General features: G+C 36.5%; 20 protein-coding genes. 13 read left to right on the plus strand and 7 right to left on the minus strand.

The genetic code is table 11. From position 1 onward, the window contains the following. Positions 1 to 47 precede the first annotated feature (47 nt). The 3 genes from wecB to AC6F34_RS00705 are packed head-to-tail and all read left to right on the plus strand — an operon-like array spanning position 48 to position 2,969. The gene (gene wecB / locus AC6F34_RS00695; protein ID WP_500767948.1) at positions 48 to 1,139 is read left to right on the plus strand and encodes a non-hydrolyzing UDP-N-acetylglucosamine 2-epimerase; all 1,092 of its coding nucleotides are present in this window, start codon (positions 48 to 50) and stop codon (positions 1,137 to 1,139) included. Then, complete coding sequence (locus tag AC6F34_RS00700; RefSeq protein ID WP_500767950.1) at positions 1,132 to 2,118, plus strand: polysaccharide biosynthesis protein; 987 nt, start codon at positions 1,132 to 1,134, stop codon at positions 2,116 to 2,118. The genes wecB and AC6F34_RS00700 overlap by 8 nt, the downstream gene beginning before the upstream one ends. Continuing rightward, a complete protein-coding gene (locus tag AC6F34_RS00705; RefSeq protein ID WP_500767953.1) occupies positions 2,115 to 2,969 on the plus strand; it encodes a dTDP-4-dehydrorhamnose reductase family protein in 855 nt (284 codons plus the stop codon). The genes AC6F34_RS00700 and AC6F34_RS00705 overlap by 4 nt, the downstream gene beginning before the upstream one ends. A gap of 166 nt (positions 2,970 to 3,135) precedes the next feature. Here the strand turns inward: AC6F34_RS00705 and AC6F34_RS00710 are convergent, their stop codons facing one another. Together AC6F34_RS00710 and AC6F34_RS00715 are read right to left on the minus strand one after the other, a co-directional pair. Then, positions 3,136 to 4,047 carry an NAD-dependent epimerase/dehydratase family protein gene (locus AC6F34_RS00710; protein ID WP_500767955.1) on the minus strand — a complete coding sequence of 304 codons (912 nt, stop codon included), beginning with the start codon at positions 4,045 to 4,047 and terminating at the stop codon, positions 3,136 to 3,138. Positions 4,048 to 4,107: 60 nt separating this feature from the next. Continuing rightward, positions 4,108 to 5,316: a glycosyltransferase family 4 protein gene (locus AC6F34_RS00715; RefSeq protein WP_500767957.1), complete on the minus strand. Its 1,209-nt coding sequence runs from the start codon at positions 5,314 to 5,316 to the stop codon at positions 4,108 to 4,110. A 261-nt stretch (positions 5,317 to 5,577) separates the two neighbouring features. Between AC6F34_RS00715 and AC6F34_RS00720 the strand changes: the two genes are divergently transcribed. After that, a complete protein-coding gene (locus AC6F34_RS00720) occupies positions 5,578 to 6,513 on the plus strand; it encodes an NAD-dependent epimerase/dehydratase family protein (protein ID WP_500767959.1) in 936 nt (311 codons plus the stop codon). Between the two features lie 5 nt (positions 6,514 to 6,518). Beyond that, positions 6,519 to 7,271 carry a glycosyltransferase family 2 protein gene (locus AC6F34_RS00725; RefSeq protein WP_500767960.1) on the plus strand — a complete coding sequence of 251 codons (753 nt, stop codon included), beginning with the start codon at positions 6,519 to 6,521 and terminating at the stop codon, positions 7,269 to 7,271. Positions 7,272 to 7,571: 300 nt separating this feature from the next. Here AC6F34_RS00725 and AC6F34_RS00730 read toward each other — a convergent pair whose 3' ends face one another. The 3 genes from AC6F34_RS00730 to AC6F34_RS00740 form a co-directional block, all read right to left on the minus strand. Beyond that, positions 7,572 to 8,645 (minus strand): glycosyltransferase family 4 protein, encoded by a 1,074-nt coding sequence (locus tag AC6F34_RS00730; RefSeq protein ID WP_500767962.1) that lies wholly within the window; start codon positions 8,643 to 8,645, stop codon positions 7,572 to 7,574. Between the two features lie 246 nt (positions 8,646 to 8,891). Then, the gene (locus tag AC6F34_RS00735; protein WP_500767964.1) at positions 8,892 to 9,938 is read right to left on the minus strand and encodes a M42 family metallopeptidase; all 1,047 of its coding nucleotides are present in this window, start codon (positions 9,936 to 9,938) and stop codon (positions 8,892 to 8,894) included. 84 nt (positions 9,939 to 10,022) lie between these two features. Then, entirely contained in the window at positions 10,023 to 10,208 is a 186-nt protein-coding gene (locus AC6F34_RS00740) for a hypothetical protein (RefSeq protein WP_500767966.1), read from the minus strand. A 991-nt stretch (positions 10,209 to 11,199) separates the two neighbouring features. Here AC6F34_RS00740 and AC6F34_RS00745 point away from each other — a divergent pair. Further along, a complete protein-coding gene (locus AC6F34_RS00745) occupies positions 11,200 to 12,912 on the plus strand; it encodes a methyl-accepting chemotaxis protein (RefSeq protein WP_500767969.1) in 1,713 nt (570 codons plus the stop codon). A gap of 979 nt (positions 12,913 to 13,891) precedes the next feature. On the opposite strand, the gene AC6F34_RS00750 is transcribed toward AC6F34_RS00745, so the two are convergent. Further along, positions 13,892 to 14,974 (minus strand): glycosyltransferase, encoded by a 1,083-nt coding sequence (locus AC6F34_RS00750; RefSeq protein WP_500767971.1) that lies wholly within the window; start codon positions 14,972 to 14,974, stop codon positions 13,892 to 13,894. 167 nt (positions 14,975 to 15,141) lie between these two features. Between AC6F34_RS00750 and AC6F34_RS00755 the strand changes: the two genes are divergently transcribed. From AC6F34_RS00755 to sdaAA, 5 genes are all read left to right on the plus strand, one after another. Continuing rightward, a complete protein-coding gene (locus AC6F34_RS00755) occupies positions 15,142 to 15,522 on the plus strand; it encodes a DUF2642 domain-containing protein (RefSeq protein ID WP_500767973.1) in 381 nt (126 codons plus the stop codon). Between the two features lie 12 nt (positions 15,523 to 15,534). Then, complete coding sequence (locus AC6F34_RS00760) at positions 15,535 to 15,756, plus strand: hypothetical protein (RefSeq protein WP_500767975.1); 222 nt, start codon at positions 15,535 to 15,537, stop codon at positions 15,754 to 15,756. Between the two features lie 411 nt (positions 15,757 to 16,167). Continuing rightward, the gene (locus tag AC6F34_RS00765; RefSeq protein WP_500767977.1) at positions 16,168 to 16,827 is read left to right on the plus strand and encodes a helix-turn-helix transcriptional regulator; all 660 of its coding nucleotides are present in this window, start codon (positions 16,168 to 16,170) and stop codon (positions 16,825 to 16,827) included. Between the two features lie 36 nt (positions 16,828 to 16,863). Beyond that, positions 16,864 to 17,529 carry an L-serine ammonia-lyase, iron-sulfur-dependent subunit beta gene (gene sdaAB / locus AC6F34_RS00770; protein ID WP_500767979.1) on the plus strand — a complete coding sequence of 222 codons (666 nt, stop codon included), beginning with the start codon at positions 16,864 to 16,866 and terminating at the stop codon, positions 17,527 to 17,529. A 22-nt stretch (positions 17,530 to 17,551) separates the two neighbouring features. After that, positions 17,552 to 18,433, plus strand: coding sequence for an L-serine ammonia-lyase, iron-sulfur-dependent, subunit alpha (sdaAA, locus tag AC6F34_RS00775; protein WP_500767981.1), 882 nt, complete (start codon positions 17,552 to 17,554; stop codon positions 18,431 to 18,433). Positions 18,434 to 18,513: 80 nt separating this feature from the next. Here sdaAA and AC6F34_RS00780 read toward each other — a convergent pair whose 3' ends face one another. Next, positions 18,514 to 18,780, minus strand: coding sequence for a hypothetical protein (locus AC6F34_RS00780; protein WP_500767983.1), 267 nt, complete (start codon positions 18,778 to 18,780; stop codon positions 18,514 to 18,516). 271 nt (positions 18,781 to 19,051) lie between these two features. On the opposite strand from AC6F34_RS00780, the gene AC6F34_RS00785 reads away from it, so the two are divergent. Together AC6F34_RS00785 and AC6F34_RS00790 are read left to right on the plus strand one after the other, a co-directional pair. Further along, positions 19,052 to 19,429 carry a hypothetical protein gene (locus tag AC6F34_RS00785; protein WP_500767985.1) on the plus strand — a complete coding sequence of 126 codons (378 nt, stop codon included), beginning with the start codon at positions 19,052 to 19,054 and terminating at the stop codon, positions 19,427 to 19,429. 316 nt (positions 19,430 to 19,745) lie between these two features. Beyond that, positions 19,746 to 22,286 (plus strand): peptidase G2 autoproteolytic cleavage domain-containing protein, encoded by a 2,541-nt coding sequence (locus AC6F34_RS00790; RefSeq protein WP_500767987.1) that lies wholly within the window; start codon positions 19,746 to 19,748, stop codon positions 22,284 to 22,286. Positions 22,287 to 22,301: the final 15 nt, after the last annotated feature.

Here is a 22,301-nt window from a genome sequence, read left to right on the forward strand (position 1 = left end):
AGAGGTAGAGCATGGATGGATTAGACAGAAAGAAAGGGGTGTGAGTCTTGAAAATTGTAACTATATTAGGGACAAGGCCAGAAATTATTAGGTTAAGCATCATCATTCAAAAGCTGGATGCTTTTGCAGATGAGCATATCCTTGTCCATACGGGGCAAAATTTTTCAAAACAATTAAGCGATGTTTTCTTCGAGGAACTAAAGATACGAAAGCCTGATTATATATTCGCCCAACCGACGTACTCAATCGGTCAACAATTCTCAGTGATGTATGTAGAATTAGAAAAAATTCTTATCAAAGAAAAGCCCGATAAGATCTTAGTATTAGGTGATACAAACAGCGGATTATGTGCAATTCTTGCTGAGAGAATGGGCATACCAGTTTTTCATATGGAAGCAGGGAATCGTTGTTACGACTTAGAGGTGCCTGAGGAAAAAAATAGAAAAGTGATTGATACTATCTCATCATATAATTTGCCTTATACCCCAGGCAGTCGAGAAAACCTTATATTAGAAGGGTTTCCTACTAATCGAATCATCGTTACAGGAAATCCAATTAAAGAGGTTTTAGATCATTATGAGAATGAAGTATCGAATAGCAACATATTAACACAATTGGAATTAGGGATGAATGACTACTTTTTAGTGACGGCGCATCGGGCTGAAACGGTTGATCATCCAGAAAAGTTAAAGGGGATTTTTAAAGGGATTGAAATGATTGCAGAACATTTTGGAAAGAGGGTAATCTGTAGCATTCATCCACGTACAAAATCAATGCTTGCAAAGCTAGAATCATTTAAGCTTAATCCTTTAGTAGAATTGCATGAGCCGTTTGGATTCTTCGATTTTGTAAAACTAGAAAAACATGCTTTTTGCGTTATAACAGATAGCGGTACGGTTCAAGAGGAATGTTGCTTGTTTCATGTTCCAGCAGTAACGATTCGTAAAACAACGGAAAGACCTGAAACGCTTGCATGCGGAAGTAATATCTTATCTGGAATCAATGCAGAGGATATCTTTAGATCTGTAAAGATAATGACAAAAACGAATCGAAATTGGTCATTTCCTATTGGATATGAAGCAAATGATGTATCGGATAAAGTGATAAAACTATTGTTAGGTGGGCTGAAACTTGTTTAAACAAACAACAATCTTAGTAACGGGAGGTACAGGTTCATGGGGACATGAGCTTGTCAAACAATTGCTAAATCAAGATCCTAAAGAAATTCGAATTATATCAAGAAACGAATCAAAGCAATTTACAATGAGTCAAGAATTTAATAATGATTCACGGTTAAAATTCTTTATTGGCGATATAAAAGAAAAAGACTTAATGTTTCAACTATTTGAAGGGGTGGATTATGTTTTTCACCTAGCTGCTCTAAAGCATGTGCCAGTTTGTGAGCACCAACCACTAGAAGCACTAAAAACGAATGTGACAGGTACACAAAATATTATAGATGCATCCATTTATAACAAGGTCAAAAAAGTTGTCTATATTTCAACAGATAAAGCATCAAACCCATCAAACTTCTATGGATTCTCAAAGGCGATTGGCGAACGGTTAATCATTCATGCAAATACGTTGAATACTGACACAAAGTTTGTCTGCATAAGAGGTGGAAATGTTTTAGGGACAAATGGAAGTGTGATTCATGTCTTTAAAAAGCAAATTAAAGATGAGAAAAAAATCGGCATAACTGATTTAAAAATGACTAGATTCTTTCTGACTGTCCAAGAAGCAATTCAACTTGTCTTTAAAGCAGTGTACGATAGCATTGGCGGAGAAACCTTTGTTATGAAAATGCCATCTTGTAAAATCATTGATCTTGCAGAAATTATGATTGAGCAAGAAGACGAAAAAATCGAGATGGAAGTATTGGGAATTCGACCTGGTGAGAAAATTCATGAACTACTACTATCTGAATACGAAAGCACGTTAACGATAGCCTATGATTCAGAGTATTACGTGATTCTACCTTCCATTCCAATAGAAGGAATTAAAGAAAAGTATGGAAATTATCAGTTGCTGAATAAAGAGGAGTATAACTCTGGAACGAGGTTAATGACAAAAAAAGAGGTTAAAGAGATGTTAATTAAAGGCGGTTATTTAGGATGAAGCTTTTAATTTTAGGTGGTAAAGGGATGGCAGGTCATGTCATCTCTACCTATTTTCAAGGAAAAGAGGGGTATACGACTGCCTTTACAACGAGAGATCCTAGAGATAATGAGGGGATCTATTTAGACGTGACTGACTTAATCGGTTTAGAAAAAACAATTGATAAAGTTTCTCCTGATATTGTGATCAATTGCATTGGGATACTGAATGAAAGCGCAGAGAACGATCCTAATTTGGCCTTTCAATTAAATAGTATTTTACCGCATCAAATAGCCGCAATTATGACAAAAAGAAAGGGAAAGCTCATCCATATTAGTACGGATTGTGTGTTTTCTGGAAAAAAAGGAAAGTATCATGAATATGATTATCGTGATGGAGAAGGCATTTATGCACAATCCAAGCAATTAGGAGAAGTTGACCAACCACAGCATTTAACAGTAAGAACTTCTATTATTGGTCCTGAATTAAAAGATGGGATTGGACTGTTCCATTGGTTTATGAAACAAACCGGTGATATTTATGGCTTTAGTAATGCAATCTGGAATGGTGTAACAACTGTCGAGCTTGCAAAGGCAATTGAAGACATGATTGAAAATAATATTAATGGTATCTATCACCTAATCGGAAAAGAGAGCATTTCTAAATACGACTTATTATTTAAGTTTCAAACGGTCTTCGGAAAAACGGATATTCAACTACATGAGAATGGCGATTATAAAATTGATAAATCATTGATTTCTACAAGAAAAGATTATAATTATCAAAGTAAATCATACGACGAAATGCTTCAAGAATTGAAAGCTTGGATGAGTGAGTATTCTCATCTATATGAATTTTATAAGTGTAAGTAAGATTAGAGGCATCGAGACGTAAAGCCTCGGTGCTTTAAGCTGTTAACTACATTTTCATATAAACGAATAGTTTCCTAGTGTACGTTGAAAAGAAATATGTTTGGCACTTCAATCCAAAAAACAAGTAGGCAACGTCAGAAGTCTGTCGACATTGTCTACTTGTTCTCTATTTTTGGTAGGATTTATAAGTTTCCTTAAGACCTTCGATGAGTGAATAAGATTGTTTCCAGTCTAGTTCAGATATTGTTTCGTCGTTCGCTAAGATACTTACTTGTATATCTCCTTCTCTTTGTTGTCGGTACTGAACAGCGATGTTTTTACCAGTGACTATTTCCAAACAGCGAAGGAGTTTGTTAATTTTTGTTCCTGATCCGGAGCTAATATTATAAGTAGATCGTTCGCCTTTGGTCATACATAGATACAAAGCATGAACAGCGTCCTGTACGTAAATAAAATCTCGTATTTGTTCGCCATCACCATAGATCGTCAATACTTCATTGCTTAACACCTTTTGAATGAAGATAGGGATAACTCCTGAATCACCAGTTGCTTTCTGTCTAGGTCCATAAACATTACTAAATCGTACAATTGTATAGCTAAGAGGGTAGTACAAAGCAGTTGCTTTTATATAATTTTCCACCGTAAACTTACTAATCCCATAATAAGAAATTGGATGTAGTGATTGGTTAATATATGATTTACTCGTAATAGATTTGCCGTATACTGCTGATGTGGATGTAAAAATGATCTTTCGTACGTTAGCTTTAATCGCAGCATCAATAAGGTTTAATGAACCGATAATATTAACATCTGCATCATATGTTGGGGATGCTTGTGCTGTTGATACTGTTGACTGTGCTGCTAAATGGTAGATTATATCAGGATTTATTTCCTTAATCTTTTCTTTAATAGCATGATCGCGTATATCCAAATGAATAAAGTTTGCGGACGGATGAATGTTTTCTCTTTTTCCGGTCACAAGGCTGTCGATGACGTAGCATGTATGACCTTTGCGAATTAAATAATCAACAAGATGTGAACCGATAAAGCCAGCTCCACCGGTAACTATTATTTTCATATTTGTGACACTCCTACATTATAGTGTACTTTCATACTATGAATGTTGGCAGCAATGAGGTTACAGTTTCCATTTCCGTTTCCGTTTTTTCTTGTTTGTTAGAACTTCGTTATACAGTTGAAGATGTTGATTGATTTCTTCGTCTAGAAGCCAATATTGATTGCCCCACGCAGCAGACTCTTTCCCAATTTCTTCTCGAAGGGAATCGTTTGTTAAGAGATAATCGATGCCGTAAACTAGTTGATCAACAGTTGGTTGAATCAAAAAGCCTGTCTTTCCATGTTCAATCATTTCAGGAATTCCACCAATCGCGTTAGCTAAAACGACCTTACCGCTAATTTGTCCCTCAATGACGGACAAAGGTTGATTATCGAGTAATGAGGGATGAACAACAACATCGGCTTGCTGAATTAATGCAGGTATATCATTTCGTCCACCAAGAAAAATAATTTGATCGTTCATCCCATATGCCTCTACTAACTCTTTATACTCGTTTGATTTAGGACCTGTTCCGGCAAGCCAACAAATCCAATCGGTGCGAGACTGTCTAACGATTGATAATGCTTCGATCAGCTGTTGTATCCCTTTATAAAATTCATGTCGAGATGTGCATAGTAATATCTTTTTGCCTTCAGGCTTCGTTAATCCTGTAGGCACGTGAATTTTATTGAAAAATTCCTCGATGTTGTACCCATAATGGATAACCTTTAATTTGCTTTCGTCTACTGAGTATTCATTGATGAGCTTGTTCTTTAACCAATGATTTGCAACGATCGCTATTTCTCCGCTCATCGCTCCACGTGTTTCAAGCGCATTAAAAAAAGCTCTTCCCTTTATACTTTCTTCGCTCTCGTCTGGGTAGTAATAGTCGTTGATTTCCTTTGTAGCAGAGCCATGAATTGAACAAATTACTTGTGGCTTCAAATTCTGTTGACTTGTAAAGCAAATAGCCGAAAAAACATCTAATGTATGAATGATGTCATATTGATTTACTTGAAATTTTTTGATTTCCTGCGTGTAAAACTCGATTAAGTTCATATATTGTTGTGAGACAAAATCAATGTACGGCAAAGACGGTGGGTCATAGCTTCTTGTCCGGTTGTATGTTCTAGGTTTAAATGGATTAAATACATATTCTGAGCGTACGGAATAGCCGATTACATCCACTGTATGGCCTTGTTCCTCCAGCTTTGCTTTTGTTTGATTAATAATCTTCCAAATCCCACCTATATGGGGTATTTCCCAAAAAGTCGCGAGTAGTATCTTCAAAACAAGTTTCCTCCAATGATTGTTTTTTAAAACCTAAGTACCCTGAATCAAAGATTCCTTTCAACTTATAGTATGAATGCTAAGGCAATATGTGAGGACAAGTGGTTAAAGGCATTTATCTTATTTTAGCTAAAACTCATCTATCCGAATGGATGTTAACCGCTAGACAAGCCAGTTTTTACTAAAGTGTTTTAACGTCCAAGCAAAAGGTATGGTCAAGCATATTTTGTGAATGAGCACATACATTTTGGAGGGTGAAAAATGTCGGATACTATAGTTGATTTGAATCCTCACAAAACCGGTTCAGTCATGTTAATTACAGGAGCTGGGGGTTTTACAGGATCTCATGCTATAAAGTACTTTTCAGCAAAAGGCTATAAAGTAATTGGGTTAGTTAGAAGGAAAAAAGTAGAACTTTCAAGTGATTCTTATATTGAGTGCAATATAGAGGATTATGAAGAAGTTAGAAAAATAATCGCACTTGTAAGGCCGAGCTATATTTTGCATTTAGCAGGGCAAAACCATATAGGGGAAGCATGGAATTTACCGCTTCACTCATTTAATAGCAACGTACTTGGAACAGCTAACATTATGGAAGCGATTCGTGATACATCTATAGAATGCCGTATTGTGATTACGGGTTCCTCGTTTCACATTAACCCTAACGATCATTTTAACGTAACAAACCCTTATATATTCACGAAAACATTGCAAATTTACACAGCACTTTCTTGGGGGAAATTGTATGATATTGATTGTGTAATTGCAAGACCATGCAATTTAATTGGACCAGGTCCATCGAATGGTGTTTGCTCCCTTCTCGCAAAGAAAATCGTGGAACTAGTAGACAAGAATGAAGAAGCTATTCTGGACGGTTTTAATTCTTGTGCAGAGAGAGAGTTTTTAGATGTGCGAGATGCAATTACTGCGTATGATGTTCTCTTCCGAAAGGGAGTGAACGGGGAGATATACAACATCGGTAGTGGCACTAGAACACAAATTAGTGAAATTATACAATTCTACGAAACAATTGCAAATGTTAAGATTAAAAGTTCAAATAACAATGGAAGCGTTGATAAGGGTAAATTAATGAACTCCCATGCGTTAATTTCATTGGGGTGGTCTCAGGAGTATTCTTTAGAACAGTCGCTAAAGGATATTTACGAGTATCAATTCAATATAGTGACAGGGGGATAAGTGAAATGAAGCCAAAGGTGAGCATCATCATTCCATTTTACAACTGTCCTTATATTGATATAGCGATTGAGAGCGCCTTAAATCAAACGTATGAGAATGTTGAAGTCGTTGTTGTTGATGACGGATCGACAATACATGTTGAAAAGGTAACACCTTATTTACCACGCATCCGCTATTTTCATAAGGAAAATGGAGGAACAGCTACCGCAGTAAATTTAGGAGTTGAAAAATCTACAGGAACATATATTGCATGGCTAAGTAGTGACGATCAATTTAAGCCTGAAAAAGTTGAGAAACAACTTGCATTTATGTTAGAAAAAAATGCACTAGCAAGTTATACAAACTTTGACTTTATGAATGAAGACAACATTGTAATTGCAAGAGATATGGGAATGGTGCTGCCAACCCATGAGAGCTTGTATAAGTTTGTAATGTCGAATAATCCGATTAATGGTTGCACAGTCATGGTGAAAAAGTCAGTCTTTTTAAGGATTGGGCTCTTTAATCCGTCCTACTTATATACTCAAGATTTTGAAATGTGGATGCGAATGCTTTTAAATGGTTATTTATTTTATTTTTTAGAAGAGTCATTAACTGTTTTTAGAATACATGAAGGCTCTGGAACACGTAAACATAATGCAGAGCTCATGAATGAATTTCATAAACTTATAAAGGCAAACAAACCTAGAATACAAATGAAGTTGAGAACTCTCAATCAATTTATAAAAACATCTGAGAAAAGAAATAGACTTTTGTAAAAATAAAACTCTACCTCTTAAGCGAGAAGTAGAGTTTGAGATTGTAGACAAAGTCGATTTCTGACTTTGTCTACATTTTTTTAGAGGACTTATTAACAATAGATGAAACTCACAGACTGTCTTGAAAACGCTTGTCAGACTAGGCGTGCAGTCAAGTGAAGACCCGAATAGAACATTTGGTTCATGAGGGGACGAACGAGACTAACAACGACGTATGCATGCGTTTGTCAACAGTCTGAAACTCTACCTCTTAAGCGAGAAGTAGAGTTTTTATTTGCTCATGCTTTATTAAAGGATTGTTTACATTAAATCGAGTGTTTGTAGCATTTTCAAAAAGTTTTCTCTGTAAGCTTGAAAGGAAAATTGCTTATGAACATGGGTAATTCCGTTATCAATTAAATGTTGTCGAAATTGTTTGTTGTATATGATTTTTTTGGCATGCTTTACTGCAAGATGAATGTTTCCAATCGGATAATATTTTCCTGTAACATCATCAATAATCGCTGTTCTTACACCGTCTGAATCTGTTGTTAAAACTGGACAACGGCAGCTAATCGCTTCACTAATGGCTAATCCAGCCGATTCTACTTTGGATGTAGAGATTAAGAGGCCACCAGAATCACCTATTTGTGAGAAATGGTTTGGCATCTCATCATTAGGTATGTTCGGGAATAGTTTTAATCGTTTTGTTAAATTCAATCTTTTGACCATTTGTTCAAAGTTATACCGATCTTCTGCTGTGCTAAGAGAAGGATCTTCGTACATATATAACATTGATTTAGGACCAGCAATCCTTGTTAAAAGGGAGCCGATCTGCAGGAATTCCTTCCAGTTTTTATTGTCTTCAATTCGACCAACCCACGCAAATATCGGGCCTTCAACTTTTGGAGTTTCGCGATAAGTGAACATTTCAGAATGAATGCAATTTAAGAAGTTAAATCGTTGCACAGTTGGGAAGTAAAGATCCATGTATTCATTTATATGCTCAGTATTCGGATTGATCAGTCCATCTGCATACTCATTTACTACAGTTGCGTAATCACGAAACACTTTTTTTGCAGTTTCTTTAGCTCCATATCCTTGGATCTCTAATACATACTTACCATTGTATCCTAATCTTCTAAATCGTGGCATAGCATCAAAGTCTGAAACGATGACAATGAGTTCGTATTGACCGCTATCTAATATATTCCTAATCTCTGAATCATCGTTTGTAATGAACACTGGACCATGATGAGGGTTTACTAATGTCCGATTTTGTACGTAGTATAGGAAGTGTGTTTCTATCCCACTATCCTTTAAAGCATAGCTCCTATTTCTATTTAAAGTTTCAACACCTCCGCTTGGTGTAAAAAAAACAAAAAGTATATTCATCTTCATGCTCCAATCCATAAATTATGTTGTCCGTATAGACTATGTAGCATGGAGAGATTTGGTTTAATGCTGTACATATTTTAATGATTTTGCTGATAAGAAAATCAAAAGGAAGCCTTGCATATTAAGCGTTAGATTATCTTGGCGTGCACAGTTAAAATTAGTATCCAGATCAATAAAAAAACTGTAGACAAACAGAAGTGAATCGTTTGTCTACAGTATGATACGAACCATTAGGGTTGTTTTTTAAAGGACCATTTCTGATTGTACGTAATGCAATAGTAAGTTTGCTGTATGATGCAATGATTTTTCATGTGTACGCTCAAAGGCATGGGAGGAGTCTATTCCAGGTCCAATCAGTCCATGTACAATATCATGTCCAGAGCGAATCGCAGCGGATGCATCTGAGCCATAGTATGGGTAAATATCTAAACGATAATCAATCGAATGTTTTTGTGCTAGTGAAACTAAATGTTTTCGTAATCCATAATGATACGGTCCACTAGCATCTTTCACACAAATAGAAACTGAATATTCGTCCGTTTGTTGTCCATCGCCCATTGCACCCATGTCAACGGCCAAGTACTCAATTGTTTCTTCGGTAATATTCGAGTTGCCACCATAGCCAATTTCTTCGTTATTCGAGATTAGAAAGTGGGTAGTATAAGGCAATTCAATGCTCTTATCTTTTATTTCTTTGATGAGTTGCAAGAGAAGTGCAACACTCGCTTTATCATCTAAATGACGTGATTTTACATACCCTGTTGCAGTTACTTGTACTCTAGGATCAAACGAAACAAAGTCACCGATCTCGATACCAAGCTTTCGAACATCTTCAGTATTTTTTACTTCAGCATCGATACGAACTTCCATATTCGTTTGATTCCGTTCAGCTTTTCCAGCATCTCTGTATACATGAACAGACGTTTGATGCATAAGAATTGTTCCTGTGATTCTTTCACCTGATGACGTTTCAATCTCACAATACTCACCCTCAATTGAGTTATATTGAAATCCTCCAATTAGGTCAAGGCGTAAACGGCCGTTGTTTTTTACTTCTTTTACAATTGCTCCAAGTGTATCGACATGGGCAGTAAGCATTCTATGTTTCTCAGTATCCTTTCCCAGAATCGTCGCAATCAAGCCGCCTTTTCGATTTCGATAAGTATGTATATTGAGTTCCTTCAAATAGCTTTCGACAAACTCGATCACCTTGTCTGTATTGCCAGAAGGACTAGGTATAGAAACAATCTTTTCAATTAAGGATATCGTTTCTTTCGTATTTGGATACATTATTCATCAATCTCCTCTCAATTCTTCTTTTTTAGTATATCGAAAGAAAAAAGAACTAGCTAGGCTAGTTCTTGAGAAAGAATATTATTTTCTAAATAATGCTCTAACGCCTTCATAAAGCAAAGCGAAGGAAAAAACAATCATTGCTAAGCTACCGACAATTAGAAAGAATTCTGAAATACCTGATGAGATTAAAGTGGAAGTAGGGATATTTGTTAAAGCGTATCCTCCTAATAATGCCAATAAATATAAAAGAGCTAATTGATACATGATGACCCCTCCTTTCACAACAGTATATGTGAAAGGGCTTTCATTTGTGTAGACAGACACCTAATGTGTCCCCACAAAGGTAAGAGTGCTTGGAACTTTAGCAAACAAACCTCCATTGTTGCCTGATAATTTGTATTCAGTTCTTCACTCGAAAAAATGTAACCAATAAGATCCTATAAAAGCGATAATATTTTGTGTTCTTTGAACTATTTAGTGAGTTCGGGTGAGAATCAGCGATATTAACAAAGGTATTAGGAGTATTAGAAATACTCATTCAGTGTAATATTAATGCTTTGTGTTATTAAAATGAAGATAAAAGGTTGCTTGATTTATTTTCATAGCTGTTTTTCAAGTTTTTGTAACAGCAACTTTCTCGGTAACGTACCAATTAACATTTCATTCGTTCGAAACACTTCAATAGCTTTAGACATGTTGCTCCTTTTTGTCTATTTTTTATCAGTTCATAAAACAGACTATAAATGAAAGTTGTTTAATAGACAAAATTTGTAGATCTGATGTTTGTTGCTATATTTTCACTATGTTAAAATTTCTTGGACATTGTGTCAAAATTTGTCTAATTGCAGCTTCAGAAATTAAGATTGGAGGAACTTATGTCAGCACATATAAGTAACTAATTTATATTATTGTACTAAAAAATACTAACTTTCTTTATGTTAATAAGTGTTACATATTATTTTTCTTGGAATTGAAATGAAATTCGTTTTTAGAAAATTCATTTCTCACTTACGAGTCACTGATATTTATTAGGAGGATTTTGCACTAATTTGATCATCTGTAATATTTTTAGTTATAAAACTCTTCATTTTCATAAACCAGTTGAATTTGAATACATAAATTTTGTGAAGGTTTGATTTGTAGAAATCAAGTAACATACTTATCTCCCTGGCGTAATATCCTTATTTGGTCGATCATGAGGTAAGACTTTGGATACTGGGAGTTAGGAGTTAATATACTATAAGGAGATTTTCGAATGAAAAAGTTAAGTTTAAGAAATGTTAAAATCGGATGGAAGTATGGAATTGCATTTATATTTGTCTTTGTATTATTTGGGATTTCAACGTTCGTTGTAACAATACAAATTCAAAGCATCGGTGAACAAATTAAAAGAGTAGAGGCAGGTGGAGACCGAGTACAGCAAATCGCGGAAATCGGTTCACTGTCACGGGATAAATTTATTAGATTTGTGCTTTATGCTTATGAAGGAAACCCACAATACCTAGAGGAGTATGAAGGAAGGGATGAGTATTTTAATATTCTAACAGACGCGTTAAGAGAGGGCATGGAAGGAACGGCTACAGAGGAAGAAATAGCTATGATTGATCAAGTAAAAACGCTAAATAATGATATATCAAACTTAATTTATGACATTGAAAAAGCTGTAAACTCAAATGATTCTGAAGCAGCGATGGGCTATTTAGAAGAAGGATATGGATTAATAGAGCAAAGCAATGGACACGTCATGCTATTAATGCCTGAAATTAAGGAAAAACAAGTGGATGTTATTATGGATGCAATGCGGAGTAAGGATGTTGCATCAATCATACTATTCACTGCAATGAGCTTATCGATTATTATAGGTGGGGTCTTAGTTTTCTTAATAAGTCGGATGGTATCAAAGCATTTAAACAGAGTGGTAGACATTAGTAGGCAAGTTGCGGATGGAAATCTTGATGTATCTTTGATTAAATATGATGGTAGCGATGAAGTTGGTAAGCTAGCTCAAGCGACAAATACGATGGTGACAAATTTACGAACAATTATTAGTCAAACGGCTGGAGTCTCTGAGACTGTAAACAACCGTAGTGAAGAACTAACTCAAGCAGCAAATGAAGTGAAAAATGGGACAGAGCAAGTGGCAAATACAATGCAGGAATTAACCTTAGGAGCAGAGTTGCAGGCTAATAGTGCAATGAATTTAACTTCTTCAATGGAAGCTTTTTCAGCAAAAATTGGAGAAGCGAATAAAAATGGAGAGATTGTTTCTAAGTTTTCTACCGAAGTACTTGGTGTTACCGAAAATGGTGGTCAATTAATGGAGAAATCTGTTCAACAAATGACTGTCATTGATCAAATCGTGAAAGATGCTGTACAAAAAGTAAAAGGATTAGATTCACAAACTCAGGAAATCTCTAAGCTAGTTGCCGTCATCAATACGATAGCAGAGCAAACAAATCTCCTTGCATTAAATGCAGCGATTGAAGCAGCTCGTGCAGGAGAGCATGGAAAAGGGTTTGCCGTTGTGGCTGATGAGGTTAGAAAACTAGCAGAACAAGTAAGTGCTTCAATCACAGATATTACAAGCATTGTATCGAATATTCAGCTTGAATCAACAGCAGTTGCCGAATCCTTACAAGTTGGTTATCACGAGGTAGAAAAGGGAACAAATCAAATCCAATCAACAGGTGAATCATTCACAGTTATTAATCAATCGATTAAACAAATGGTTCAAAACATTGAAACGATCACAACAAACCTATCAGATATGACAGTTCAAAATCAAAAGATGAATGAGGTAATTGAAGGTATTACTGCAGTTTCAGAGGAAACCGTCGCAGGAGTTGAAGAAACGGCTGCATCTACCGAGCAAACTAGTAGCTCAATGGATGAAGTAGCAAGAAGCTCTGAAGAATTATCAAAACTAGCAGAAACGTTGAATGAGCAAGTTCAAAAATTTAAGCTCTAAATCCGAAATAGTAAGAGGTAAACACTCCTTTATAACGCAATAAGGAGATATATTCTTTTTTAATTGTATTGACTAAAGTAGTTATTGTAGAGGAAAAAACAGGCATAGGTCAATTACCTATGCCTTATCTTCAGTTTTGAAATAGTATAATAATCTCTTTTCAATCGCAGTATACTGTTTCCGAGCTAAATGATCCATAGGAACAAGTTCATCTATACTAAGCTTCTTCACCTCAAAATTAAGTATAAATTTGGTGGAGTAGAGCGAAAGGCGAGGACTCCTTGAAAATGACCTGCATTTTCTGCGTGCGATGCATTGCTGCTGACGTATTCCTTGTCCTGCGGGAAAGCGTAGCAAGTGAGACTGAAGGCGACGATGCGGCTCACGCCATGCCCGCGGAAAGCTTTCTCCTTAAGCGATAATCAACATCTTTCCTTCAATTTTAAACAAAAAAACCGTAGGCAAACTAATTTTATATTTTGTCTCCAGCCTGAGCCTTCCTATTTATGATAGTAAGGATTTAAGTTCCGGATCTTTTAAATAAAGAGGAGTCTCCCTCAGAGTTCTCGGCAAGGATGCGACAAACAATAAAAGAAGTTGAAACTAATTTTGCTTATCTTTGGTTTTTAGGGTTTGGATTTTATTGTGAATCAATGTTTTAAAAACTGGTTTTCTAAATGTCTATGTTTATCAAGCTTCTTACAATGTTATGTAGAACAAAGTTGTTAAAAAGGAATGTCTCACATTGGGATATTCCTTTCAAACTTCCCGACAAATTCATGCATACGTCGTTGCTTGGAATCAAGTCACCTCTTGAGCAGTTTGTTCTATTCCGGTGTCTAACAAGCGTTTTTCAATACAGTCTAAGTGTTTCTCACGTTATTAACAAGTCCTCAAAAAAACAGGAAGACAATGTCGAAAATCGACGTTGTCTTCCTTCTAAGGATAAGGAAACTAAATAATAAGATGAGTTATTGGTTCAAAAAGTAGTTATCTTCGTATAAATTGCTGATATTTTCATTGTGTTTATAGCTACATCAAAGTCATTCATTAATTTATCATGCAAAACTTGTGAATCAACATCAATATCTCCATCAATAAGTTTATTTAGTTCAGCCATTATTGTTTGAAATGAAAAATTCGCTTTCCCGCAATGATCCCCAAAATGACAGTAAACAGATTGTTCCCAGTTCATTTCGTCAATTGCACCTAAAAACCCTTTATTTCCTATTGCAATGACAGGTACTTTATAGGAAATCGCTTCTAATGCTGTTCTTCCCGTGCCAACAACAAGGTTTGCTCGCTTATATAAAGGTTCAAGGTCTGTCTGTTGGCCAATGCAATGAATCGTATCACTTTCAAATTGCTTTAAATATGGAAGCCGATTTCCTTCTCCAGCGATAAGTAAAAAAACAGGAAATGGCTTTTTTATTCTTTGTATTGCCTTGATTAATTCTTGACAAATACGTCCTTTTATCCACTCTAATCGACTTGCATATAGGATCACATAAGCTTCATTCGGAATAGAAATAGATAGTGGGGCTTTAATACGTTCTTTGTTGTCAGAAGAAATGTTAATACCGTTTAGCACCAACGTAAGGCGGTCATGATACTTATGAACAAGTTGATCGTATACAAAAGGGCTCACTGCAATAATAGACTGACAATAGCTTAATACGGTTTGTAATTCTTTTTCCCTTGCATACAACCCATGGACTGTATAGGCAAAGGGAATCGATGCGGACTGTGCGATTTGTGCAATGATATAACTTGAAATTACTTGGTGTCCGTGAATGAGTTTAATGTTTTCTTTAATAAGAATTTCCTCGATTTGTTGAATTAAGTGATTGTCCTTTTGTTCGAGCTTTGCAAATTTTTTCGGGATGTCCATAAGATAATAGTTTAGATTATCCTTTTGGATTTGATTAACTAACGAACCGTTTCTTCCAAGTAAAACTGGGTGGAAACCTATCTTTCTTAATTGCTTTGCAAGAGTGATTACATGAGTAACAGTTCCATTTGTTCCAAAATGATCGACTACAAGCAGTATTTTCTTTTCCATCATCAACACCTCTTCATATACTATTCCAATAAAAGCAGATAGTTGTGCTTTTTCATATCAGTAAAGAGTTTAAAAAAGGGCATTTGGCATAGGAGACTCGTCCAAGCTTATCTAAATAGAATACATAAACTAAAAAGGAGAAAAGCAAAGAAGGGAGATAATAGGAAATGGCATTAGCAAATATTGTTAAATTACCAAAAACTTTAGGGCTTTGTTGTGTTCAAAGTTTTGTAGATTCACTGATTGAATGTACTTCGCACAAGAAAGACAAATGCGAAAATCATAAAAAATGTGAGTGCAAACCAGGACACAAATGCGCATCAGGGGTAGCTTCTCTAGTAGATTGTGGTCCATGTGCTAGCAATACTACAACACTTGTAAGTGAAATCTGTTCTTTTATTGGTCAACAAGTAGAAGTTAATACTCCTGGAGGAAGTGTGATAGGTACTTTAGGTGTTGTTCGTTCAGATTATCTTGTCATTAATGAAGGTGCAACATTTGCATTAATTCCGTTTTCGAGTGTCCAAGGCATTCGAGAATTTTACTAAGGAGGGAGAAACATGTTTAGAGATTTTTTACTTGAGCAACTAGCTGCGTCTCGTGGACAAGTAATTGAAGTCTATACAAATGTTGATTTCTACCGAGGCTTATTAACAGAAGTTGGTCCTGATTACCTTCAGTTAATTGAGCAGGGTTCTGGGTATGAAGTTGAAAATCGAGAAGCGCTTATGCAAATTTCTCAAATCAGTTATGTCCGCGTAGCGGCACCAGTTTTACCATAGTCAGTTAAAGGTCGTGAATGTAGACAAAGTCGTTTATCGACTTTGTCTACATTTTTTTATGTGGATTCATCAGTGAGATTGTCAGGTAAGATGTGCAGTCAAATGAATAACAGAATAGAACAAAGTGTGCGAGCATTTGCCAATGATATTAGCTTATCAATATGAATGATTAGACTTTTAATTAATAATACAATGATTATCATTATGTACTTAATTGACGAATATAAGAAAAAAGCTTACAATTTTTTTGTATCTATTAAAAAAAAATTTGAATTAATGCTCATACATCCCACAGGAAGTAACGTCCATTTGTTGAAGTCGTGAAAAGGCATCAATCTTAGAAGGGCATGGAGAGTATCTTTTTTTGTTGATAAAATAGAAAGGGCTTTCAATGATATAGAGGTGATCTTATTGGAGAAGACGAACAAAATACAGTTTGATCAAGCAATTCGAACAGCAGACGTATTAGTTAAGATGTTTGGTCCAAGCTGTGAGGTTGCCGTACATGATTTCTCAAACTTAAAAGCGTCATTGATTCATATTGCTGGAAACGTGACAGGAAGAGAAATCGGTTCACCAATTACAGACTTAGTATTAAATGAGCTAGCTAAATCTGAAGAACAGATTGATGATTTAGCAAATTATAAAACACAGACAAAAAATGGTAGGGTGATGAAATCATCAACTGTTTTTATACGCAATGAAAGTGATCGAGTAATTGGGGCTTTATGTATCAATTATGACATAAGTATGATGCTTCAATTTAATGGTGCATTAGAACACTTTATTCAGTTTGATGAACATGATGCACGGTCTGAGACCTTTTTTACTTCTGTACAAGAAATTGCGGAAGAGATGGTTCAACAAGTATTAGATTCTTATAAAAAAGCACCTTCTCAAATGTCACTTGATGAAAAAGTAGAATGTGTTAAGCAATTAGAAGAGAAGGGTACGTTTCTAATTAAAGGCTCTACCGATTATGTTGCATCGATTCTAGGAGTCTCAAAATTTACGATCTACAATTATTTGCAGAAAATTAAAACACAAGAGGAAACCATTGTACAAGGCTAGTCATTAACATTTGTTTACAAGGAAGGGGATTATACAATGAAATATAGATCTGCATTTGATATTATTGGTCCTGTTATGATTGGACCATCAAGTTCACATACAGCTGGTGCTGCTAGAATTGGTCGAGTAGCACGAACATTGTTTGGGAAGCAACCTAAGCAAGTAAAGCTGTATTTATATGGTTCATTTGCTAAAACATACAAAGGCCACGGTACTGATGTAGCATTGGTAGGTGGAATACTAGATTTTGATACATTTGATGAAAGAATCCCTGAGGCACTTAATTTGGCAGATCAATTAGGAATTGAAGTAAGCTTTCATATTGAGAATGCAGTTCCTGAACACCCAAATACAGTTAAGGTTCAGCTCTTTGATGAAGATGGAAAAGACTTAGAACTAGTTGGAATTTCTATTGGTGGAGGAACGATCGAAATTACAGAATTAAATTCATTTAAATTAAAATTGTCTGGTGAACATCCTGCGATTTTAGTTGTTCATAATGACCAATTCGGGGTCATTTCAAATGTAACGCAAATATTAGCAAAGCACGAAATCAATATTGGACATATGGAAGTTTCAAGAAAAGATAAAGGGAAAATGGCTCTAATGGTCATAGAGGTTGATCAAAAATTAGAAGATGATTTGCTATCTGAAGTAGAGAAACTTCCAAACGTAACCCAAGTGATTCGGATGATAGACTAACACCAATTGGAGGAGAGCAAACATGTTATTTAAAAACGTTGCTGAACTAGTTCAGCTTGCCGAAAAAGAAAATGTTAAGATTGCAGAGATTATGATTCGTCAAGAAATTGAAGTAACTGGTCGAACACGAGAGCAAATCATGGAACAAATGGAACGCAATTTACAAGTGATGGAGCAGGCGGTTGAACGTGGACTAAATGGAGTTACTTCCGTATCTGGATTAACTGGCGGTGATGCGGTCAAATTACAAAATTATTTAAAATCCGGGCGTGCTTTATCAGGGTATACTTTGTTAGATGCAGTCAGTAAGGCAGTTGCTACGAACGAAGTGAATGCTGCAATGGGAACGATTTGCGCAACACCAACAGCTGGCTCTGCTGGAGTTGTTCCAGGAACCTTATTTGCAGTAAAAGATGTTCTAAATCCATCACGAGAAGAAATGATACTGTTTTTATTTACTTCTGCCGCATTTGGATTTGTAGTAGCCAATAATGCTTCAATTTCTGGAGCGGCTGGTGGATGCCAGGCAGAGGTTGGCTCTGCAAGTGGAATGGCTGCAGCAGCGATTGTTGAAATGGCAGGTGGTTCTCCACAGCAATCAGCTGAAGCGATGGCGATAACTTTAAAGAATATGCTCGGCTTAGTGTGTGATCCAGTTGCGGGCTTAGTTGAGGTTCCTTGTGTAAAGAGAAATGCAATGGGTGCATCCAATGCTATGACTTCAGCAGATATGGCATTAGCAGGCATTACGAGTCGAATCCCTTGTGATGAAGTCATTGACGCAATGTTCCGTATTGGACAATCGATGCCTTCTGCATTACGTGAAACAGCTGAAGGTGGTTTAGCAGCAACTCCAACAGGTAGAAGGTTAGAAAGAGAAATTATGGGAAGTAAACAAAATTAGTATAATTTTACAAAAACAAAGCATTCATTCGATTATTAAGAATGAATGCTCTTTTAATAATTGGCTTAGATAAAGAATATCTAAAGAGAATGATTTGGTCGAACCGGAATGACTGGAATGACTGGAATTGGTTCAATGCTAGGAATTAAATATGCTACAAGTGTTAAATCCTCCGTGCTTCCTTGTGGAATAATCGTTATTTCGTTCCCATTCATAGTAAACCAGCCTGTAAACTGATATCCAGCTAGTGTTAATGGTTGGAGTGTAAGTGGAAGCATGTCTTCAATATATACAATCGGATTTGAGTTTAACGCATTAGGAGGAGCGATGTATTGTATTAGTGGCATAAAAATGTTTCACCTCCAAGTTAATATTCGTTTAAGCATAAAAAAGTACTGAAGGAAAGATATAAAATAGTTACTGGTTCATAAAAAGATATGAATTCATATATTGTATGTAATGAAATTCGATTTGGACATGCGTTTGTCTATAAAAAATTTATTACGTACTTATTATGCGGGATATTCTAATTGATTACAGACATCAGGCAAGAAAATGATTTATAATATACATAATTGATAAAAAACATCAAATTTTGACAGCGAGGATAGAAGAAATATGAATATTGAGAGATTAGTTCAAATTGCACCGCTTATCGTTCTAACCTTATTCTTAATAGGAGATTATTTTCCTTCATTAGCATTTTTGTCCGTAAATGTATTTATCGCCTTAATGGTTGTATTTATTATTGCGAGTATGTTCTTTAAAGGGCTGAGAGGTAAGATAAGTCCTAAAGGAAAAATAATCGTTACATCGTATATTGTTGGACTCATTATTCTTCTAAATCTAAGTGGTGGTCGTTCAACAGTCGGGCTGGATTTTTACAACCCGATCTTATGGATCGGAATTTTCTTATCGGTTTTCAGTATAATGTCTGATTATCTCCAATTAAAACAAGATAAAAGAAATCAAACAAACAATAAGAAAAAAAGTTAATCTTTACTCGTATCTTGATTCTTTGAATCTGATTGTTTACGATCGGTTCTGATACAATAAATGAACAAAATAACCCATCCTAGCACAGTTACGCCTAAAATAGCAAATACAAAATACACGGTATTTATTATATGTTCGTAAATCCAAGATAACATAAGATACCTCCTTAGTGGTTACTATTTCCAGTGGTGATTATTTTATTCCTTTTGTATCTCCAATTACTCATATTAGATTTTTGTTGAATAGTACAAGCGTATTGTGAATGTATTCATACACTATCCTTATAAAATATTTTTATTATAAGGATGTGAAAAAATTGGCAGAATGTAACCGTAATGTGATAGGTCAATGTGCTGATGCTAGTGGCTATAGCACAAATGCGACTGGAGAAGCTTCCCATGCCATAGGAAATTCTACTACTGCAGAAGGTGATGCTTCTCATAGTGAAGGATTTAATTCATTAGCAAGTGGAGCAACTGCTCATGCTGAAGGAGAAAGGACGAATGCAACTGGAGCCGCTTCTCATAGCGAGGGGAATGCGACAAATGCAATTGGAGAGGCTGCTCATGCCGAAGGATCTCTTTCCGATGCAGTGGGAATTGCTTCACATGCAGAAGGTTATTCTACTACAGCTTTAGGAGAAAGTTCTCATTCAGAGGGAAATTCTACGAATGCGATTGGGAGTGCTTCCCATGCGGAGGGATTTCAATCAATTAGTATTGGGGATATGGCTCACTCTGAAGGATTTTCAACAACAGCAGAAGGGAACGCTTCTCATAGTGAAGGAGTAAGTACGACTACACTAGGAGATGGTGCACATGCCGAAGGTATTGAGACGCTTGCTGAAGGATATGGCTCACATGCTGAAGGGATTAGTACAACTTCTTTGGGGGTTGGTGCACATGCCGAAGGAATTAATTCAACAGCGAATGGCAGTTCTTCTCACTCTGAAGGAAGTTCGACAACTGCCGATGGAGATGCATCCCATAGTGAAGGAAGAGATACTACTGCTTCTGGAGAAGCTTCGCATGCTGAAGGAAACCTAACTATTGCATCAGGTCCTTCTTCTCATAGTGAGGGTAATGAGACGACGTCATCTGGAAGTGCATCCCATGCCGAGGGATATGCGACAAATGCGTCCGGAGATTCCTCACATGCAGAGGGTGGCGAAACAGTTTCGAGTGGTTACGCCTCACATGCTGAGGGAGCAAATACAACAGCAAGTGAAGAGGCAGCACACGCTGAAGGTTTTAGTACGGAAGCAAGTGGGTATGGTAGTCACTCAGAAGGTGCCCAAACCCTTGCTAGCAATACGTACTCCCACGCCGAGGGTTATCAAACTATTGCGAGCGGAAATACATCACATGCCGAAGGTGGTCAAACTGTAGCTTCAGGTCTATATTCCCATAGCGAAGGATATAATACAATTTCAGAAGCTCTTACTACCCATGCTGAAGGATACTCTACTACAGCTTCCGGTTTTGCTGCGCATGTGGAAGGATATTTATCGACAGCATCAGGAACAGCTTCTCATGCTGAAGGATATTCTACTACTGCTTCATCGGATGCGACCCATGCAGAGGGTGGGCTTACAGCTGCCACAAATTTATATGATCATGCCGAAGGATATTTAACACAAGCAACAGGTTCTTCTTCTCATGCCGAAGGTTCAGATACAGAAGCGAATGGTGCACATTCTCATGCCGAAGGCTTTGATTCAATCGCAAATGGTTATGCTTCGCATGCCGAAGGGAATTTTACCATTTCGAGTGGTTTTGGTGCTCATGCCGAAGGTGTTAGGTCAGTAGCTGAAGGATTCGCTTCACATGCCGAAGGTGGTGAAACAACTGCTGATGTTTCTTACTCACATGCCGAAGGATATCAAACAACTGCAAGCGAATACGCAGCGCATGCCGAAGGAGTAGGAAATACAGCAAGTGGCTTTGCTTCTCATGCAGAGGGTGGTACAGATTTAAATAATCTACCTAATCCAAATACAGCAAGTGGCAATAGTTCACATGCGCAAGGGTATGGAAATGAGGCAAGCGGATTAGCTTCGCATGCTGAAGGGCGTCTAAATGTTGCATCAGGAACGGCCTCTCATGCTGAAGGTGAATCAACTCAAGCACTAGCAAGTTATTCACATACTGAAGGAATAAATACAGTGGTTTCAGATACTCACGTAGGATCACATATTATGGGCCAAAATGGAGAAACGAGGTTCCCTTGGTCATGGCATTTAGCGAATGGTTTAGCGGTAGGTCCGACATTAAATTCAGCAGTCATTGAAGGTGCGACTGGGAATTTATACCTCGACGGTGCTGTTGATGCAGGTTCTGCAGCAGACTTTGCTGAAATGTTTGAAACAATCGATGGGCAGCCAATTGATGTTGGTTATTTTGTGACCGTTGATGGAACAAAAGTTAGGAGAGCTAAATCTTCCGATGATTATATTGTAGGGGTTGTTAGTTCTATGCCAGCTATCGTAGCAGATAGTGCTTTCCTAAGATGGAAGAAATTATTTAGAACAGATGAATGGGAAAGACCAATTTATCATGAAGTGACAGTACCTGCACAATTGAATAAAATGGGGGAAATCATTCAACCGAGCTATACAATGAAAGAGAAAGTAATAAATCCTGATTATGATGTAACCCAACAATATATTCCAAGAAGTGAACGTCCAGAATGGATTTCTGTTGGTTTAATAGGAAAGTTACTTGTTCGAGATGATGGAACATGTGAAATAAATGGATATTGCTATCCAAATGATGAAGGGATCGCAACAATCAGTGATTCCGGTTATCGGGTTCTAGAGAGAACAGGAGAAAATCAAATAAGAATTCTAATAAAGTAGTTTGATGGACCATTT

It is taken from the genome of Niallia sp. CD-39, from assembly GCF_059874745.1.

What these genes read in the sequence shown, in the direction of transcription:
- AC6F34_RS00705 (WP_500767953.1), top strand. Translation starts at nt 2,115, where the DNA reads ATGAAGCTTTTAATTTTAGGTGGTAAAGGGATGGCAGGTCATGTCATC.
- AC6F34_RS00710 (WP_500767955.1), bottom strand. Translation starts at nt 4,047, where the DNA reads ATGAAAATAATAGTTACCGGTGGAGCTGGCTTTATCGGTTCACATCTT.
- AC6F34_RS00720 (WP_500767959.1), top strand. Translation starts at nt 5,578, where the DNA reads ATGTCGGATACTATAGTTGATTTGAATCCTCACAAAACCGGTTCAGTC.
- AC6F34_RS00725 (WP_500767960.1), top strand. Translation starts at nt 6,519, where the DNA reads ATGAAGCCAAAGGTGAGCATCATCATTCCATTTTACAACTGTCCTTAT.
- AC6F34_RS00730 (WP_500767962.1), bottom strand. Translation starts at nt 8,645, where the DNA reads ATGAATATACTTTTTGTTTTTTTTACACCAAGCGGAGGTGTTGAAACT.
- AC6F34_RS00735 (WP_500767964.1), bottom strand. Translation starts at nt 9,938, where the DNA reads ATGTATCCAAATACGAAAGAAACGATATCCTTAATTGAAAAGATTGTT.
- AC6F34_RS00740 (WP_500767966.1), bottom strand. Translation starts at nt 10,208, where the DNA reads ATGTATCAATTAGCTCTTTTATATTTATTGGCATTATTAGGAGGATAC.
- AC6F34_RS00745 (WP_500767969.1), top strand. Translation starts at nt 11,200, where the DNA reads ATGAAAAAGTTAAGTTTAAGAAATGTTAAAATCGGATGGAAGTATGGA.
- AC6F34_RS00750 (WP_500767971.1), bottom strand. Translation starts at nt 14,974, where the DNA reads ATGGAAAAGAAAATACTGCTTGTAGTCGATCATTTTGGAACAAATGGA.
- AC6F34_RS00755 (WP_500767973.1), top strand. Translation starts at nt 15,142, where the DNA reads ATGGCATTAGCAAATATTGTTAAATTACCAAAAACTTTAGGGCTTTGT.
- AC6F34_RS00760 (WP_500767975.1), top strand. Translation starts at nt 15,535, where the DNA reads ATGTTTAGAGATTTTTTACTTGAGCAACTAGCTGCGTCTCGTGGACAA.
- sdaAB (WP_500767979.1), top strand. Translation starts at nt 16,864, where the DNA reads ATGAAATATAGATCTGCATTTGATATTATTGGTCCTGTTATGATTGGA.
- sdaAA (WP_500767981.1), top strand. Translation starts at nt 17,552, where the DNA reads ATGTTATTTAAAAACGTTGCTGAACTAGTTCAGCTTGCCGAAAAAGAA.
- AC6F34_RS00780 (WP_500767983.1), bottom strand. Translation starts at nt 18,780, where the DNA reads ATGCCACTAATACAATACATCGCTCCTCCTAATGCGTTAAACTCAAAT.
- AC6F34_RS00785 (WP_500767985.1), top strand. Translation starts at nt 19,052, where the DNA reads ATGAATATTGAGAGATTAGTTCAAATTGCACCGCTTATCGTTCTAACC.